Source organism: Dickeya oryzae (assembly GCF_009372235.1).
GTDB lineage: Bacteria > Pseudomonadota > Gammaproteobacteria > Enterobacterales > Enterobacteriaceae > Dickeya > Dickeya oryzae.
Map to the genome: position 1 here is coordinate 906,951 of NZ_ML762920.1, position 17,589 is coordinate 924,539.

The following is a 17,589-nucleotide window of genomic DNA, read 5'->3' on the forward strand; positions in this document are numbered from 1 at the left end:
GATAAGCAGGGAGGAAACGATGAAACGCTTCTTGCTCTTCGTATTGACGATGACGATGCTGCTCACCGGTTGTAGCACAGACATCACCGACTACCGCAGCCAGCAGCCACGCTTTGATCTCTTCCACTATTTTCAGGGTCAGACGCAAGCCTGGGGAATGGTACAGGACCGCCGCGGTAAACAACTACGTCGCTTTCACGTCGCTATTCGGGGTGATGTCGCGGGCGATACGCTGACACTCAACGAACAATTTGTCTATGACGACGGTGAACGCCAGCAACGCGTCTGGCATATCCGCCGGGTGGGCGATGATCGGTATGAAGGCACTGCAGGAGATATTGAAGGGGTTGCCTACGGCCAGGCATCAGGCAATGCCTTTCACTGGCAGTACAGCATGAACGTCAAGGCAGACGGCGCAATCTGGCTGCTCAACTTTGATGACTGGATGTTCCAGCAAGACGACAGCCACCTGTTTAATAAAACAGAAATGACGAAATTCGGCCTCACCGCAGGTTACGTCACCCTGTTTTTCAGTAAAGGGGCAACGCCATGAACAATCACCCAGAAAACAATCACGCCATCAACAATCACACGAATCATGCCATGACAGGCAGCATCGACAGCAAACCCGTTCTGGGTATTAGCGGCTGTCTGACTGGCTCAGCGGTACGCTTTGACGGCGGGCATAAACGGCTGCGTTTCGTGATGGATGAACTGTCGCCGTGGATAATGTTCAGGCCCGTCTGCCCGGAAATGTCTATCGACCTACCGGTGCCTCGTCCAGCGCTGCGCCTTATTCAGACTACCAGCGGTGATATCCGCATGCGCATGAGCCATGATACTCAGCAAGACATGACGGAAAAAATGCACGACTTCACCGCCCGGTATTTGCCCACGCTCGGGAATCTTGCCGGGTTCATCGTCTGTGCCAAATCCCCCAGTTGCGGCATGGAACGGGTAAGACTGTACGATGAGCAAGGCCACCGTGGCCGTAAAGCAGGCGTTGGGTTATTCACCGCCGCCCTGATGAAAGCCTACCCCTGGCTTCCTGTCGAGGAAGATGGCCGCCTGCACGACCCGGTATTGCGCGAGAACTTCGTCGAGCGTTTGTTTGCGCTGCATGAGCTTAACCAGCTGCGTGCCAGTCGATTAACCCGCCACAACCTGCTGGCGTTCCACAGCCGCTACAAACTCCAGTTGCTGGCGCACCATCAGGCTGGTTACCGCGAGATTGGCCCTTTTGTCGCCCGCCTGCACGAGTGGGACGACCTTGATGCGTTTTTCATTGCCTACCGTTACAAACTGATGGCAATCCTAAGACAACCTGCTTCGCGTAAAAACCATACCAACGTGCTGATGCACATTCAGGGTTATTTCCGTAAACAGCTCAACAATCGCCAGCGCGCAGAGTTGCGCGAGGTGATTATTGGCTATCGGGCAGGATGCTTGCCCATTCTCGCGCCGATCACACTGCTCAAGCACTATCTGGCGGAACACCCTGACAGTTACCTGTTGACACAAAACTATTTCGACCCCTACCCGCAAGATTTAGGATTGCGTTTAGCGGTTGCATGATTATCAATCGCAAACTTATCAATAACATGCTTATCAATAAGCAGCAGGTTGCTGGCCGTCAAAACATGGCGGCCAGGAAACGAGTCAGGTCACACTATCGCAACACCTGCAATTTAGAACCTGACGAGTATATGATGTCGTGATCACTGCCAAAAAAGAGAACGTGCTATGCAACATATCATTGAGGGTTTCCTCAGCTTTCAAAAAGATATATTTCCTCAACGCAAGGAACTCTTCCGCAGTCTGGCATCCAGCCAGAATCCTAAAGCGCTGTTCATTTCCTGCTCCGATAGCCGTCTGGTACCAGAACTGGTTACCCAGCAGGAACCCGGACAGCTGTTCGTTATCCGTAATGCCGGTAACATCGTGCCTTCTTTCGGTCCGGAACCCGGTGGGGTTTCCGCTACGATTGAGTACGCGGTTGTCGCGCTGGGTGTTACCGATATCGTCATCTGTGGTCATTCCAACTGTGGAGCGATGAAAGCCATCGCCTCTTGTCAGTGCCTTGACCCGATGCCCGCCGTAGCACACTGGTTACGTTACTCGGACGCCGCGAAAGCGGTGGTGGAGAAAAAAACCTGGGATAATGAAACCGATAAAGTGAATGCGATGGTGGAAGAAAACGTCATCGCACAGTTGAATAACATCAAAACCCACCCTTCCGTCGCTGTCGGACTGCGTGACCATGCACTGCGCCTGCATGGATGGGTATACGACATTGAGAGCGGGGTCATTCGCGCGCTGGATAAAAACAGCAAGACATTCGTTTCGCTGGCTGAAAACCCGCACGTTTATTTCGAATAACCCTTCTGGTAGTCAGTAAACTTGCCCTGCGGCCTGCCGGCCCAGGGCATGGATCGCCCCGCTGTGCTCTTCCTCATATTCATCCATAAAAAAAATACAAAATCAAAAACACCGAAATATAATTATCCATACTGAAAAAATCCGCTTTAAATAATCGCCCCCACCAGCAAACCTTCTTTTATTATCGATTTAATTGTTTCATAAAAAATATAAAAACGAGACAGGCAGATAAAACAACACCATACGAGAAATAACACAACAATAGGATATATCTCATATATCATCACTGACACACCACTGTCATTATGAGATTCAATCATACTCATTAAAAATAAACATAAAAAACAGAATAAATCTCGTAGCGCCTGTTATCGCATTTAATTTTATAAAAAGTGAGCGGAATTATTTCCACTCATCATACCCATTAACACGACTGCCTCCACTAGCACGATAGTGATCCGCATTTTGATGCCAATATCAGGAGCATCACGTATATGTCCATCACGTATATGTCACTGTATCGAAAAGCCTTCAATACATATTATGTAGCCAATGCTATCGCGCCCGGTTACCCTTGGTCTGTCATTCGTCGCGGGATTATCCCCCTCCTGACGTTACTCTTGGTTTATACCCTGGCTGCGGAAGCAGAACCGTTCAATAGTGTGGTGGTTTTTGGTGATAGCCTGAGTGACGCGGGTATTCTCAATAATTATTCGCTGGGTGTTTTTTTCTCACCGACTATTCAGTCTCTGGTTGACAGTTATCTGAAGAATAATCGGGTTAGCGCATCAACACTTTATCAAATGTGGGGTGCCTCTAATGATATCTATGCCATTTATGAATCAGCTCCCTCAACGGCCACTTCGGAAATTATCCCGGTCGCCAATGCTGAACTGTCACTGCTGAATAATCTGTATGAAGCCGGTGGGCGATATGTCGTGGTATATAACCTTCCCAATCTTGGCGCGACACCGGATGGTGTCAGTCACAATCTGCAAAATAAATATCGTGAAGTGGTTAATCAATATAATCAGACATTAAATGCCGGACTTGCCACATTAAGCCAGCGGGGGCTCAATATCATCCCGGTCAATACCTATGCCATTCTCGCTGAAATCATGGCCAACCCGTCAGCCTATGGCATTATCAACACCAGTAGTGGCGCGTGTAATGCTCTTTCCTCCCTTATCTGTAAACCTGGCGATTACGCCAGTGGTACGGAAAATACCTATCTTTTTGCTGATACGGTCCATCCCACAACCGGGGGGTACAAGATGCTGGCCAGCATCGTACTCTCTGAAATTGCCGCACCCGGCAAAATTTCATTACTGAGTAAAGGCCCACTCGCCGCCACTGCGTCCCAGTACCGTTTATTGCACCATGAAATTCTGGCTGATACTAATGCCAGTGACACACGGGTATTTGTGAGTGGCGATGACAATCATGCCGGCTCAAGCAGTACTTCACCGTCCAGCACAGGAAATAATCGCTTTATCTCCCTCGGCGGTGACGTGAAATGGGGCGAGAATCTTAACACTGGCGTAGTGGTAACCCAGTCTCACCAACGCACGGACGGGGATGACGCGGGCTACACACTGTATGACAGCAGCCTCGCACTTTACGGGGTGTATCATCAGGAGCACGCCTGGCTGAGTGCATTTGCCAACACCGGGCGTTCCCGCTTCGATAATGCTTATCGCACCCTTCATATTGGCCCGGCTAATCGTCGGGAATCTGGCTCAGTAGACGGGTATCATGTTGGCGGTGGTATTGATGGTGGCTGGTGGTTCAATCTGGGCCCCGTCAAAACCGGCCCCTTTGCCCGCCTTGAACGTCAGTTCGTTAAGGTCGATGGCTACAGTGAACGCGGTGATGACAGCTCCGCCATGTGTTTTTCATCACAACACCGTCAATCTCTGGTTTCCAGTCTTGGCTGGCGAGTGCAGGCGTTATGGAACCTGTCCGGTTTAGGAATCAGCCCTTTTGCAGACGTGGTCTGGAATCACGATTATATGACCCATCCCCCGCAGATAACGGCCGGGTTGAACACCATGAACGGTGCTTTCACGATGCCAGGTGCGGCTTCAGAGAAAAACTGGGGCACGGCCAATGCCGGGATCGCGGTCGATATCACCCCCCAATGGCATACCTGGTTGCAGTATTCCAGCCAGTTTGGCGGTAATACCCGAAAAGAGGACTATGGCGTCAGTGCTGGTCTGGCCTATGCGTTCAAATAAGGCTCCAGCCCGACGCGCTCACGCCTATCACCGCAATTACGAGTACGACGCGGCCCATCGGCTGACCCGCTGGCACGATAACGACCAGACCTGGGCGCGCTACAAATACGACGTACAGGGGCGCTGCGTTTACACCACCTGCGCCGACGGTTTTCTGACTGCCCGCTTCGACTACCTGCCCGACCGGGTGGTGATGACCGACGGCCTCGGCCAGCACTGGCCCAATCACATCCCTGCTTTTGTTATTCGATACACATTCTCATTTCTTCTACGGCAGAAGTGAGGTATATCAACGGGACGACCAACGTAACTATCAGATCAGGATGAGACGAGACATGTTTTCAAAATACTATGACGTTGAAGATAGCCATATCGATTTCCAGGGCGTCGTCGATGGTCTCTATTACCCATTCTATATGGAATGGACGCGCCACGCGTTTATGAAAGAATCGTTGGGTATTGATATTGAAGAGGAATTTAAACAAGGGAAAGTCTATATGGTACTTGAGTATTCCCTGCGTTTTCGTAAAAGCCTGCAAAAAGGTGACCGGTTAGAGGTTACCTGCCAGTTAGAAAAAAATGAGAAGCGTAACCGCGTCAACTTCGTTCAACACATTAAAGTTGATGGCACCACGTATGCAGAAGCCACATTTGTCGCGACCTGCCTAAGCAACGGTCGCCCGTCCATGCCTGAAGCCGTAACCAATGCGCTAGCGCTGTAATAGTTCCCTGCAGCCTCCTTCACTAAAGTGGGTGTGTGAGGAGGCGACAGACCAATTCCATGGGAAAACCGTGCCTCCCGTTGCTAACCGCTGCCAGAAAGCGCCAGATACAAAAACAAAAAAGCCCGCATTTACGCGGACTTAGAGATACTTTACTGCTTTTACGTGCAGGCTGTTGCCAGACGCAGGATCACTCCCACTCGAATATCAATGAGAAAGAAATAAATATATATAACAGCTAGTTAGAAAGGTGACCGCTATCGATACCATCATCTATACCATGCGCAGAATTTTTTTGATTTTTTACTGCTCGTCGACGTTTTAGTTCTGCTTTAGCCCAAGCTGAGGATTCTTGCATATCAAGATGAAACTCTTGTTTCTCTTCAACCGTAAGCACTCGTGGGCCCGGTGTAATTCTATCCACCTTCTGTATCCAACCTGTCACTGTACATTTTAGATAGCGCACCAAAACCTGAGTTACCAGCAAGGAAGCTTAAGGATATTTTTAGATTATGTTTCATACACATATTGAAAGCTATACGCAGTGCCCAAAGATTATACAATGAGGGATAACCACACAAAACAAAAGGATTAATTCATGGATTTGAAACCAGGACCAAAACCAATAGCCAAGTCGACCGGCAAGCCAGATCAACGTCGACGTGACAACAAGAAAACACCAGGAAACACTCCGGATCTAAAACCGAGTAAATCCTCGACCAAGTAACGCGCTCGCCTACTAGTGCCTAATCAGAGTAAGTGGTACTGACTCTTGTTCTAAAACCTATCACTTACTTTTCACAAAAACTGCTTCTATCTCTCAAAGTTGACTCGATACAGTTGCCATCAGTTGACCTGCTTTGAATAATCAGTAACTATGTACCGAGTTTACTATGGTGTGTTAGGCGGAAAGTGTCTGTATTTTAAGATCTGCCTAGTCCAAAACTGATTTCTATCAAGATAGGTTTCGCCAAGCTTAGTCGGAATAAACGAAAAGTTGAAAACATTATATAAAGTGTTTTATATGGAAAAGTTCGGGTAGACATTTTCTGTCTAATAACTTTTATTTTCATTATTAAGCAATGGATGTTAGAAAAATATGAGCATTAACCAATCAACCATAAAAAAATTATATGGACTGTCGGCTGGAAGATGTAATATTTGCAAAAGAGTATTAATTGAAGAAAATGTACAAATAGGGCAGATGGCACATGTAATTGCTAAAAATTCAAGTGGACCAAGAGGTGAAGATAATTTAGAGAATGATAATAGGTATGAAAATTTAATTCTTCTGTGCTCTATTGATCATACAATTGTTGATTGTAAGCCAAATGAATATCCCGTCAGCAGATTACACCAAATTAAAAATAACCATGAAACTTATGTTTATAATAGACTTAATAATAATCGAGGATATTTTGAAGATCTTTTAGCTTTAAATACTTTATTCAAATACATTCCAATCTTAGAATTAAGAGGAATGTCAATGGAACTTCCTAACCGAGTTTCTATTCGTTTCGAAGCGAAGGATATGTTCGATAATTTTCTCAAGGGAAATCCACATCTTTATCCATTTCAAGATAGACAGTTGGACATAAAATGGACTACATTTATATCAAATATAGAAAAACTGAATTGTTGGATTACTGGAAGTATTAGTGGGTTAAATCTTATAACTATTAGCGACATGTTTAACTTAGTTTCTATACCTCAACCATGTGACAATATTTATGTAAGTGATGACCGTGGGAATATGGTTTTAAATAAGCAATGTCTTTCCCCTGACCAGATTGATTATGTTAGTACTGAAGTCAGTAATATTGTACAAGAGTTTATATATTCTCATACTGATTTAGTTCATTATGTTCGTGATCAATTTAATGAAATAGAATGGTAACGATACATAATAAGACGAATAAATTGACAAAAGATATTTTCCGAATTTTCCTCCGCAAAATGTAGTACCATATATTTTGCAACTGTTCTTTTCGTTATGTTTTAAAAGAGGTTTCAGTGAATCATTTAACTGAGTTTAGAAAGAAGTGTGGATTTGATAAAAATATCAATTTATCAAGTATTCAAGTCGCTCTTGAATGTGCAACTGAAGCCAATAAGCTTTCGTTTAACCATATAGCGTATATTGATAATCAAACCGAGAAAGATGCCTTTATTGTCCATTCCCATCTTAATTTAATAGGCAGAATCTTTGAACAAATCGAGGGAATGCTATGTTGCGTTGCTACGCAATGCTTTCCTAGTGCAGAAGCCCTAGCTCGAGTCGTTCAAGAGTCATCTATCAATCTGATGTATATGGCCTTGCATGGTGATGAACGTACAATTACGGCATACATGGCTAAATGGTATGATGAACATACTCGCAAACTCAATGAATGGAAAAAAGAAGTATCGACGAAAGAGTATGCAGCGCAAGTAATTCCATTAATTGACAAACGAATAACTGCGATTTCAACTTACTCTGATTACGTTGAATTGGCTAAAACTAATTTTTCTGTTACACCACGTGAATACAATGATCTGTGGTGGAATTCACTATTTAAACGTTTTGAGACACTGGGGAAAGCGTGTGATTATTTCTCAATCTATCATAGATTAAGTGGATCAAGTCATATGACCGCCGAAGATACAATTCTTCATATGATGACACTTCAACTTCCTCCAGAAGCTAGGTATTTAATTGCATTTGAGGCTTGTTCGTACTCGGTAATGATGTCACGAATAGTGACTAGCACCTTTGTAGAAGCTGTAACTTTTTGCTGTATTCGACACAACATGATAGAAGAAGAAAGCTTGTCAAAATTTAAAGTTTTGCTATCAAGGCTTAACGATGCCACTAAAGAGATAGCCAAAGATGCGGGTGTTCCGAGCGCCAACGAACAGGAAAGTAAAGAACGTTTCGAAGAGCTTCAGAATCGGCTAGGTATATTTTTAGACAAGGCGGAGTAAACATTATAACAAACGCTCAAGGAATCAATTATTTTTCTTTATCCGGCAGAAGCGTTTAAACCAGTGGGGTTTACGCGCTTTTGTTCATTGTCGACCTACGCTCATAGCTCAGCGATCTCGCGTTCAGCCAGTCTGAAACGCTCCTTTATTTCATCGCCCGCATAAAAAGCAAGCATATCTTCCTTATTAAGAGTACCTTCGGAAAGAAATTTAGAGAGATAACGCTGATTAAATTCTGCAAGAAGAACACTTTTCTCAATTTGTTGGAGAATCTGCTTTAAGTTATCAATATTTGCAGAAATTAGGTTCTTCACAAGACTTATCTCGCGCGCATCTTTGATCAAGCGAGTAACGATAGCTCTCAGAACGTCAGTATCGAGGTCGACCGCTTTTGCATTCAAAGCAATGTCACGAGCGAGCATGTAAGCGATCGAAAGATTTCTATAATCTCCTTTTTGGGAATCAACTATTACGATCATACCAATCCCGGGAACGAATCGGACATCTTGGACGACGTTAAGAATACTGCTATCGACAAGTGAAACATCAAAAACAATGATTCCGGCATGGCTTTCACGATTTGCTTGAGCTTCAAGCAATTGGCTCCATGCCGTATCAGCGTTCTTCGTGAAAACATCCTTAGTTTGTATATCGCCCAGACGAATGCTTTTATCGAATTTACATTCTATGACGATTCTTTTTTCGCTCTCACCGTTGAGATGGCAAACAATATCACCTGTCTTGTTCCTGCGGATTGAGCCCACCCGATCTCCTGTTAGTTCGACTTTATCGGAAATCTTCTGGCGCTCAAGAAATTCAATTAGATAATCAGCGATATTAGCCTCAGCCAATATGCCTTTTACGGCTGAGCGATAAAACAGCTCTTTTTTCATGTCAAATATGAGCTTTAAGCTCTCTAACTCTGTGCCAAGCTCATTACTGGTTCGCGCAAGGAAACTTGAAAGCCGATCCTCCATTAGCGCTAAAACACCGATATATAACGCCTTGTGAAATTGAGCGTCACGATCGGAAGACGGAAGTTTATTGAAAAATTCGAACAGAATCCTATTCTCAACTTCAAAGGCAGATAACTGAACTCGGCCATTCTTCTGATTGAGATTTACAATAGCCATTTATTATACCCTGCTATATCTAAAGTGCCCTTTGATGCTATGCGCGAGGAAAACGCCCTTTGACTCTGCTTGCTCAAAGGCCTGGGCCACTTGCTCAGGAACATCATAATATTGATAACGACCGCCGTTAAGAAATTCAACTTCGAGCAGACTCTGCTCTGGGTCATAACGAACAGCAGATAAATTGGACGACGTAAAAGGTGCAAATTCTCTCCAAGCCATGATCTTATCCTTTCTTCGGTGAATGAGTGACGGGATTCTGTTGAAGCCAAGTCTCAACAAAATGGCGGTAGTCTGGCACTATATGACTCCGCAGGTTCCAACCTCCGGGTGACATCGAATCTTCGGGCATCACCTCATCGCAGATCAGTGGATCCTGACTATCTGGTCTTCGGTCCCTTGGCGGAGCTTGGATCATTGTTCGCATCGGTAATCCAACGGCCTCTCCGAGTATGATCGCCTCACCAGTACGCAGGACTGGTAACATACTCGTCAGACCTTCTAAGTTGTCCGAAAGAGCACTTGTAACATGAGAACGATCTGTTGCATTGCTCAAACGCATCGCAAAGAAGGTACCACATTGCGACAATATGGTCGCGTTAATCTCCGCAGGACGCTGACTCACGATCATTGCCCCAATACCGTACTTGCGGCCTTCCTTCACAATTCGCTGGGTTGCAACTGACGCTGCGCTATTACCGCTATCACCGAGGTAGCTGTGAGCCTCCTCCATAACAATCAGCAACGGTCGTTCTCGACCTCCTTCGGAGAGGTTTCTCGCCCAAAATAAGCAATCATAGAGAATTCTCAAAATGTTGCCAATAATGTCATTTGTGACTGGGGACGGAATGCCCGATAGATCTAGTATCGTAATGGGTCGATCATTTCCCAACCACTGACTAACCAGTTTGGCAAGATCACTCGTGGTTGAACCATCAAGCTCAGGATGCCAATTTCCTGGTTTCAGTAGAAAGTCATAACGAGCGACGCGAAGTTTTGCCCCCAGTGCCTCGAGGGCACTTCTGATATTCAGTGGATCGGGGAGATAATTAATTTTTTCGGCGTCAGCAGCGACATTTTTTACTTTACGGAAGCGAGGAGGGATACCTGCTTGAGCATCACCGACTATTGGCGCTCCGGCTTTATCACACTCGTAAGCCCAAGTCGTTTTGTCGGCAGGGTTTGCACCACCTGCACTAAAGTAAGTCCCGAACTCGTGACAATAAAGATCATACCAAAGCTTGTTTAGCGAGAAAGGAACAGGACTATCAGCTGTAATACTGCTGGCGTCTATCCCACAATTCGGCTGCGCAGACAAAGTTTTAACTTTCGCTGCAAGGACTCGCTCAAGAATAATATTACGTGCTTTACCGTCTGTCGGTAGGACGCCGAAAGTGACGCGGACCAACTCGTCAAAATTCAAAGCCCAGAACGGAATACATAACTGGTGTTCATTGGCGTTGCGACCATCGGGATTGATCTTGAAAACATTAGCCCGATCGGCCAGCGCTTTTGCATATTCACCATGCAGGTCAAGCACGATAATACGTGCTGAGGGAAAGCGTGCTCCATCAGAAAGAACATTGAGCAGCCCCGCCACTGTCGTCGATTTCCCCGACCCCGTAGTTCCGACTACCGCAGAATGACGAGTAACAAGTTTGTTCACATCGACCAAGGCGTCAATCGACTCACTTCCAGCAACATATCCTACACGGACCAAATGATTTTGTTTATCAGATCGCCCATAGATTGCTTGAAGGTCGACTTCGGAAACGAGATGGACCTCGTCTTCGAATGTTGGATACTGGGATATACCACGTTGAAATTTTCCCGACCTATAGCCTTCCCCGATCAACTGGATCGTCATCCAACGAAGTCCATTCGGCATCGTCTGAAGGGCTTTTTCAGGAACGGCGCTGGCACCGACCTGCGAAACAATGCCATATAAATCAACATAACCAACGGGTATTTTGACGAAGCTTCCTATCTGGCCAATTTTATGACCCTGACCGTGCACGAAGCTCAATCCAGAAAAACGATCGGATGTAAGCGTTACGCTGACTGAGGTGCCGCTGACATCTTGAACCGTCCCAATCACGGTCGCCTTACTTGATAATTCAGGCTTCATCATCGGCCGCTCCAGCACCAGCGAGGCCTCGCAGAAGCGCCCCTAGCGCAGCAAAATCACCAAGCCTCAGTGTTATCTCATCGCCACTCTTCACGAGGACTCCAGGGGGCAATGGTAATGCGTCGATGTCGTCGCTCACCCAGTTACCCAAATTGCGACCAATGATCGCTTTGTCAAACCCAAGCAGACTCAAATTCGGAGTTGCCAATGCACACTGACGAGCAAGAGCATATTTTTCATCTTCGAGCTGCCCGAATACGCAGGCGAAAACATGTGCGGTGGGGTTAGTTTCAAGGCTTCGACAAATGACGTCATTGATGTGCTCATCAGCAAAAGAATATCCACAGATAAAGAGCAGTGCGGATGGTGCAAGTAAGAATGCCTTTAAGCGATCAAGCATCGCAAGGTAGGGCATTTTACGACTTTGATCATATTTCAGATGCGACGGGTAGATAAGATAGCTCTGCTCATCGGTCTTTTGATCACTACGGACTACAGCCGTACCATTTTCTAAGCGCCAGTTGAGCGAGCCGTGGATTTTCCAGAGGCGAGTCCAACGAGGCGGCAATAGACCTTCATCTTCTACTGCTCCGAGATCAAAGAACGCCTTCCGAGATCCTATAAAACCGTCGAAATATGGAGCGGAGCTTTCCTCCAGCGCCTGCTCCATCAAGAGATCATAATTGGTCGTGAATAGGTGAACCGGGCGCTCGCGGCGGATGGCGCGGCTCCATATAGCTAAATTATGATAGGCACTATCCTTAGAAGGGAGGAAGCGAGTCACCTCCGTCGATATAACTCCGCAAACGTCTTCGTCGAGTTTGAGCAACTCCTTGGCTGACAAACCCCGAACGTCCCCATTACCGGCGACACTCGCAAAAACTCGGATTCGACTTAGGATTAATTCAATATTTCCTCCATCACCTCCATCGTCCACCACAATCTTTACGATCTTGTCCCAAGTGGATGGGGCTGTGTCATCAGGACTGGATAGACGTTTAGCGATGACGCGAGTTAGACCTGCTACATCCCATATGAGCGGATCGGAAAGAGTCTTACCATCTTCCACCCGTTCGTTGACACGTATAGAGAAGGGGCAACCGGCACCAATGAAGAACCCTATCGGCTTGCGATTCTGGGATAAAGCCTGCTGAATAAAACTGACTTGTCGAACTGGATCATGTTTGTGCATTTATGTCCCTTTATCTCCAATGCAGTATTCCTGTCGTGCCGAGCTATACGTCGCTTTCCGAACAGGAAATCATGGATAAGATCTATTCTAAGTGCTGAATCAGTTTTAAGTATTTGCAATGAGCTTCTCTTTACGGACCCGCACGAGCCAACCCGTTAAATCCTCAATTTGGTAAAGACGGTAACCCCCGCGCCTGACCTTAATGGTCATGCCTATTACTCCTGAACTGGCGGCCACTGTTGCGCTGCGTGCAGCACACGCAGGATACGCACGGCAAAAGAGTCTTCCTTGTAAACAACAATGTAGTTTGCCCGAACGACCATTTCCCGCGAGCCCTCTATCCGGCCCCCTCGATAGAGCTATAGAGCTTCGGATGTTCAGGAAGCTTAGCTGCCTTGGCCTCTATATCATCTTTCAGCCATTGAGCGGCGTCAGGATTGTCGTCTGAGATATAATCGACGATTACCAATAGGTCAGCTCGGGCCGATTGTGACCATTCAAGCTCGGGCACGGCGCTTTCTGTCGATCAGGGCTTGCGCCTCGTCCATTACCTGCTGATGTGGCACTCCTGGCTGGCTGTCCGTCAAAGCCTCAAACACCTTGGCGCGGAACCATTTGTCATGGGCTTCCGGGTCAGTTGTCAGTCCCGCAGGCAAACCGCCTTCTTTGGTGACGCGAGTCAGGAAAATTCGCACGGCATCCGAGACGGATAGACCAACGTTAGCGAGCTTTTCGGTCGCATCGGCCTTCAGCTTGTCGTCTACACGGATGTGTAGCATGGATGTTTGAGCAGCCATCGTATTTCTCCTCGTGTCAGACCTCCTTGATTATGTATCTCATTCGAGACACAGTCAAGATTAGCCAATCACTCGGTATTAATATTAAACAATCTAGTCTGGCTAGGATACTTACAGAATGGTTGATTCACTCGCCAGACAATAAAAGCACACTATTATAAGTCATGAAAATCAACGATAAGAACGTTATCTGATAATCGAAGGTGTTTCATGTTGCTATGCCTTGAAGGACTACTTTCATGACACTTGAGGGGGTACAGATATCATGGCATATGAGTTATTATTTCTGCCGTCGTTCCTTCCGATCTTGCAACATCTGCAGATTGCTCCAAAAATCCTCATCAGTACCAAATATGACAGCAAGAACGCGAGCCTCATCATCCGTAAGACGACGCAAACCGCAGATAATATCGTCAATATACTGCTTGCAGATACCCATAGCTTCCGCCAGTTCATCATGAGACATGTTCAGCGGTTTTAAAAATTCCTCTACCAGCATCTCTCCCACTGTCACAGGCCCGTCAGTATCTGCTTTTGTGTAGTATGCAAGAATCTCTGAACGCCCCTGCTCATACGTCAGTTCACCTGAAATAATACGTGTCTTAATGGACTCGTACAGTGGCGTACCACTGGGGTCCATTCCTTCAAGTCTCAGGGAAGCCTCTGCTTTACGAAAGCCCTCATTGCGTAACCGTGAATCGGAAGTCCTGGACATAGTTTTTCCTTTGAGTTGCAGAAGTAAAGTTCGCTCAGTGGAAGCGTCAGCTCGCGCCCCCCGTAAACTGATGCGCTTGATTCAAGAATTATTATTGCCGGATAAGCTATCTCCGGCAAAATCATCATGTTCGCGGTTATCCCGATGAGTAGCTGTCTGCTTACGTATCTGAGTCGCCAACTCCCCTCCAATAGTTTGTTGGACACGAGAAGAATTGCTACTTCGCTTCATTTTCTGGTACTCAGCAGCTCCGTTGGCCATGCTGCTTCCCATATGGCTTGCCATGCGGCCAGCTCGTGAGAATGAAGCAAACCCCTGACTTCCTCCTCTGGCGCTACCTGAACTGCTCCCTGCTGACGAACCACCGGAACTGCCTGAGGGTTGGCCTCCGGAAGTATCTACAGAACCGGTATCTTCCCCGCCGCCAAATCCTCCACCGGAACTGCCTCCACCACCTGAACCAGATTCTTCGGCCATGGCAGCTTGCGCAGACTCGAACGCTGCCTTTAATGCAGAGGCTCCGCCGCTGAGTTGAGCTGATGCCCCCATTGCCATTGATCCAGCACCGCTGATGGCAGTAGCGGCAGCGCCGGTAATCATACCCGCCCCAAATCCACCAATCCCTTGTAAAGATCCCCCTCCTACAACACCTGATAACAACAGTGGTAGCTTATTCGTTAATACTAATAGGATAATTGACGCCAAAAGCAAAACAATAAGACTATTTAGATCAGGAACATCATCTTTAATAAGAGAAAAATATTGATCTAAAAATGATTGTCCAATCCCAATAATTAATGTCATCGTGAATAATTGAATGCCAATCGATAAAACAGTTCGTAAGTAATTAATTGCTATATCAGAGGTCCATTTCGAACCACCAAATCCAAGCAATATAACTCCTGCATAACATAACACCCATGCAGAAACCAACATGATTAGCATATTTATCGCTATAAGGGACATCACTACCAAAACGATTATCGCGACCGTTATCATAATGGTGGATATCATTGGCGACCAAATTGATGCGGCTGAACTGACCTTTGTTAATATCGCAAACGCCATATCAACTATGCTTGATGGAGAAATACCAGTACTTATTCCTAACGCGTTTGCTGCAAGTTGTCTCATTGAATTAATTATGGATTGCGATATGGATGGGCCGTTGATTAAAAGATAATAAAAAAAACCAACGACGGCAAAAAAGCGAACTATTTCAGCAAGTACGCCTGTCAACCCTTCCCCTTGCATCGCCATCATACCAAATGTCCAAACCATACTTATTAATACCAGCCCCCAGAAGAGCCAATTTGCATAGTCAGCAATTACTGTTGTCCATGTACTGGCTACTTGTTGAAACTTATCTAATAAAATATCAAGTAGCCCGCTACTATCTAATTGACCAGCATAGGCATTTATAGAAAAGAAAAGGATAATACCTAAAAAGGTGAGCTTACTTACTATTTTCATGATTACCATTCTCGTTTAGGGCTTGGATTGTTATTACTACGCAATGCACACTTATCGGATCTATGTGCATCAAATTTATTATCTGGCGTCGATGAGCAAACGTTATCGTTTTTTTCGCAAGAACATATAATCATTGAAATGATTAGAATAAAAACCATCATAATTTTATTTTTCATTCAGTTGTTCCTCACCAAATTCGCTTCGGGCTTGGTGTGTTCTGTCCAGCTAATACTTTCTCATCAGCAGCTATTTGTTGGGCTTCTTTATCGGCCTGAGCCTGTGCCAGTGTTGCCGCAGCGTTTTGTTGAGCTACCAGAAGCGAGCGGATTTGCAGTAACTGGTTTGTCTGCGCACTGGCAAGCTGGGTAGCGGCCTGAATAGCTTCCATTTGCCCTTGTGAGCCGGTTGCCTGAGTTTGCAAATCTGCAAGGTTATCAGCATCGCTCTGCAGGGTGTTCTGCTGTTCGTCAATTACCTTAAATAGCGCGTCATTGGCCTTTTTACGTGCCCCTGAACTGTTCTGTTCAGCTTCACGCAATGCGCTAATTTCAGACGAGGTACATTCAACATTGCTGTTAAAGCAAGGTGATGACCTGTAGTAGTTAACATCCTGATATCGTTTCAGGTACGCATCGAGACTCCCGGCCTGATTCTTGTAGTAATTAAGGGTATCCTGCACCTGCAACAATTTATTAATTGTTGAATTTGCCTGGTCCCAGATATAGGCCGCAGGAGCTACGGTGTTCTGCAGCATGTTTTCATACTGCTGCAGCTGCGTCTGGTACTGCTGGATTTGTTTAGTCACAGCCTGAACGTTGTTAACTGCGCTGATTGTGGTCTGAACCACATTAGTGCCATCAATAACGGGAATTCCGGCCTTCACCGGTAATGCCATGACGGACGCCACGAAAGGAACTATTAAAGCTTTTTTAGCGGCTAAAATCCTTCTTTGTGATGAAACCACTCGGAACTTTAAATTCATTTGTTCACCTCTTTTTCAACAGATTAGTAATATTTAACACTCTGTCTGTTAACAGACACAGGTATATAGGAAACCACACATTATTTATCCAAGATTTTATCCATAATGTTCCTTAGTTCTTGCCGAGTTGATTCTATTTTCGCAAGCAAGGTTCTTATCAGTGTGGGTGAAAAATCAACTGTTCGAGGATCATTTGCGAGCCATAATTTAAGTAATCCGCCAAGTCTTCCAAGATCAGCATTTACTCGGCTAAGTTCATTAACCTGTTTTATATCTACGATAGAATCAACCTGATAACCCATTGCAACTCTACGAACAAAACAGGCAACACTTAATCCAGATGCTTCTGCATTTTCTTGGATGAGAATTTTTTCTTCGGGTAAACAATAAACTTTTATTGGCGTACTATTTTTTCTAGTCTGAGTAACTTTCATATAGCTCTCCATACAGGCGGTAGCCTGGCAGCCTCGCAGAGCAGGACGCCCTTGAGCCGCGATGCGGCGAATAGGGAGTGGTAAAGTTGGAACACCGTAACGGTGGGCCTACTTTACATGTCCTGCCCTGCAGTTGCCGTTGTATATCTGTGCACGACAATGTGTATTTCAGTGTATAGGATGTGTTTTCTTAGCGTATTAATATAGGATTACTCGAGTAAATTTCTGCAGCAAATGTGTTTTTTGCAAGGAAACTATACTTCTCCCTTTTGAAAATGACCTTTAGTAGTTATAAATGGACGTCCACCAACTGTATTTATGTTTCGATATATTGTAAGAAGTCTTTTATTTTCTGATGTACTTTTTTACTTCCTTGTCAGAGCATGTGCATTGCAGATTTTAGCGGCTAAAATCTGCCTTCCTATGCCTAAAG

18 protein-coding genes and 1 pseudogene are annotated in these 17,589 nt (G+C 45.6%); 8 read left to right on the forward strand and 11 right to left on the reverse strand.

The features are described from left to right. Positions 1-19: 19 nt before the first annotated feature. From FAZ14_RS03995 to FAZ14_RS04030, 8 genes and pseudogenes are all read left to right on the forward strand, one after another. On the forward strand, positions 20-553 hold the full coding sequence (locus FAZ14_RS03995) for a DUF3833 domain-containing protein (protein WP_016943299.1): 534 nt from the start codon (positions 20-22) through the stop codon (positions 551-553). Between the two features lie 62 nt (positions 554-615). After that, a complete protein-coding gene (locus FAZ14_RS04000) occupies positions 616-1,575 on the forward strand; it encodes a YbgA family protein (protein ID WP_153508158.1) in 960 nt (319 codons plus the stop codon). Positions 1,576-1,743: 168 nt separating this feature from the next. Beyond that, a complete protein-coding gene (locus tag FAZ14_RS04005; RefSeq protein ID WP_016943297.1) occupies positions 1,744-2,379 on the forward strand; it encodes a carbonic anhydrase in 636 nt (211 codons plus the stop codon). A 494-nt stretch (positions 2,380-2,873) separates the two neighbouring features. Further along, a complete protein-coding gene (locus FAZ14_RS04010; RefSeq protein ID WP_235914436.1) occupies positions 2,874-4,616 on the forward strand; it encodes an autotransporter outer membrane beta-barrel domain-containing protein in 1,743 nt (580 codons plus the stop codon). A 7-nt stretch (positions 4,617-4,623) separates the two neighbouring features. Continuing rightward, positions 4,624-4,830: pseudogene (locus FAZ14_RS04015) on the forward strand (hypothetical protein); the annotation flags it as partial. A 121-nt stretch (positions 4,831-4,951) separates the two neighbouring features. Then, positions 4,952-5,338 carry an acyl-CoA thioesterase gene (locus FAZ14_RS04020; protein WP_038905230.1) on the forward strand — a complete coding sequence of 129 codons (387 nt, stop codon included), beginning with the start codon at positions 4,952-4,954 and terminating at the stop codon, positions 5,336-5,338. Positions 5,339-6,437: 1,099 nt separating this feature from the next. Then, positions 6,438-7,235: a hypothetical protein gene (locus FAZ14_RS04025; protein ID WP_153508070.1), complete on the forward strand. Its 798-nt coding sequence runs from the start codon at positions 6,438-6,440 to the stop codon at positions 7,233-7,235. Between the two features lie 116 nt (positions 7,236-7,351). After that, complete coding sequence (locus FAZ14_RS04030) at positions 7,352-8,302, forward strand: DUF5677 domain-containing protein (protein ID WP_153508071.1); 951 nt, start codon at positions 7,352-7,354, stop codon at positions 8,300-8,302. Positions 8,303-8,403: 101 nt separating this feature from the next. Here the strand turns inward: FAZ14_RS04030 and FAZ14_RS04035 are convergent, their stop codons facing one another. From FAZ14_RS04035 to traJ, 11 genes are all read right to left on the reverse strand, one after another. Then, positions 8,404-9,435, reverse strand: a complete 1,032-nt coding sequence (locus FAZ14_RS04035; RefSeq protein ID WP_153508072.1) for a hypothetical protein — start codon at positions 9,433-9,435, stop codon at positions 8,404-8,406. A gap of 3 nt (positions 9,436-9,438) precedes the next feature. Then, entirely contained in the window at positions 9,439-9,657 is a 219-nt protein-coding gene (locus tag FAZ14_RS20240; protein WP_165690315.1) for a KTSC domain-containing protein, read from the reverse strand. A gap of 4 nt (positions 9,658-9,661) precedes the next feature. Continuing rightward, a complete protein-coding gene (locus tag FAZ14_RS04040; RefSeq protein ID WP_206670624.1) occupies positions 9,662-11,566 on the reverse strand; it encodes an ATP-binding protein in 1,905 nt (634 codons plus the stop codon). After that, a complete protein-coding gene (locus FAZ14_RS04045) occupies positions 11,553-12,755 on the reverse strand; it encodes an SIR2 family NAD-dependent protein deacylase (protein WP_153508073.1) in 1,203 nt (400 codons plus the stop codon). Before FAZ14_RS04045 ends, FAZ14_RS04040 begins: the two co-directional genes overlap by 14 nt. Positions 12,756-12,970: 215 nt before the next feature. Continuing rightward, a complete protein-coding gene (locus FAZ14_RS20445; RefSeq protein WP_268904479.1) occupies positions 12,971-13,078 on the reverse strand; it encodes a hypothetical protein in 108 nt (35 codons plus the stop codon). Between the two features lie 14 nt (positions 13,079-13,092). Next, entirely contained in the window at positions 13,093-13,266 is a 174-nt protein-coding gene (locus tag FAZ14_RS20370) for a type II toxin-antitoxin system RelE/ParE family toxin (RefSeq protein ID WP_268906956.1), read from the reverse strand. Next, positions 13,253-13,552, reverse strand: a complete 300-nt coding sequence (locus FAZ14_RS04055) for a type II toxin-antitoxin system RelB/DinJ family antitoxin (RefSeq protein ID WP_153508074.1) — start codon at positions 13,550-13,552, stop codon at positions 13,253-13,255. The genes FAZ14_RS20370 and FAZ14_RS04055 overlap by 14 nt, the downstream gene beginning before the upstream one ends. A gap of 280 nt (positions 13,553-13,832) precedes the next feature. Beyond that, entirely contained in the window at positions 13,833-14,267 is a 435-nt protein-coding gene (locus FAZ14_RS04060) for a HigA family addiction module antitoxin (protein ID WP_153508075.1), read from the reverse strand. An 81-nt stretch (positions 14,268-14,348) separates the two neighbouring features. After that, the gene (trbL, locus tag FAZ14_RS04065) at positions 14,349-15,740 is read right to left on the reverse strand and encodes a P-type conjugative transfer protein TrbL (protein WP_153508076.1); all 1,392 of its coding nucleotides are present in this window, start codon (positions 15,738-15,740) and stop codon (positions 14,349-14,351) included. A 187-nt stretch (positions 15,741-15,927) separates the two neighbouring features. Further along, on the reverse strand, positions 15,928-16,722 hold the full coding sequence (gene trbJ, locus FAZ14_RS04070) for a P-type conjugative transfer protein TrbJ (protein ID WP_153508077.1): 795 nt from the start codon (positions 16,720-16,722) through the stop codon (positions 15,928-15,930). An 80-nt stretch (positions 16,723-16,802) separates the two neighbouring features. Beyond that, positions 16,803-17,156, reverse strand: coding sequence for a conjugal transfer transcriptional regulator TraJ (traJ, locus tag FAZ14_RS04075; RefSeq protein ID WP_001588179.1), 354 nt, complete (start codon positions 17,154-17,156; stop codon positions 16,803-16,805). Positions 17,157-17,589: the final 433 nt, after the last annotated feature.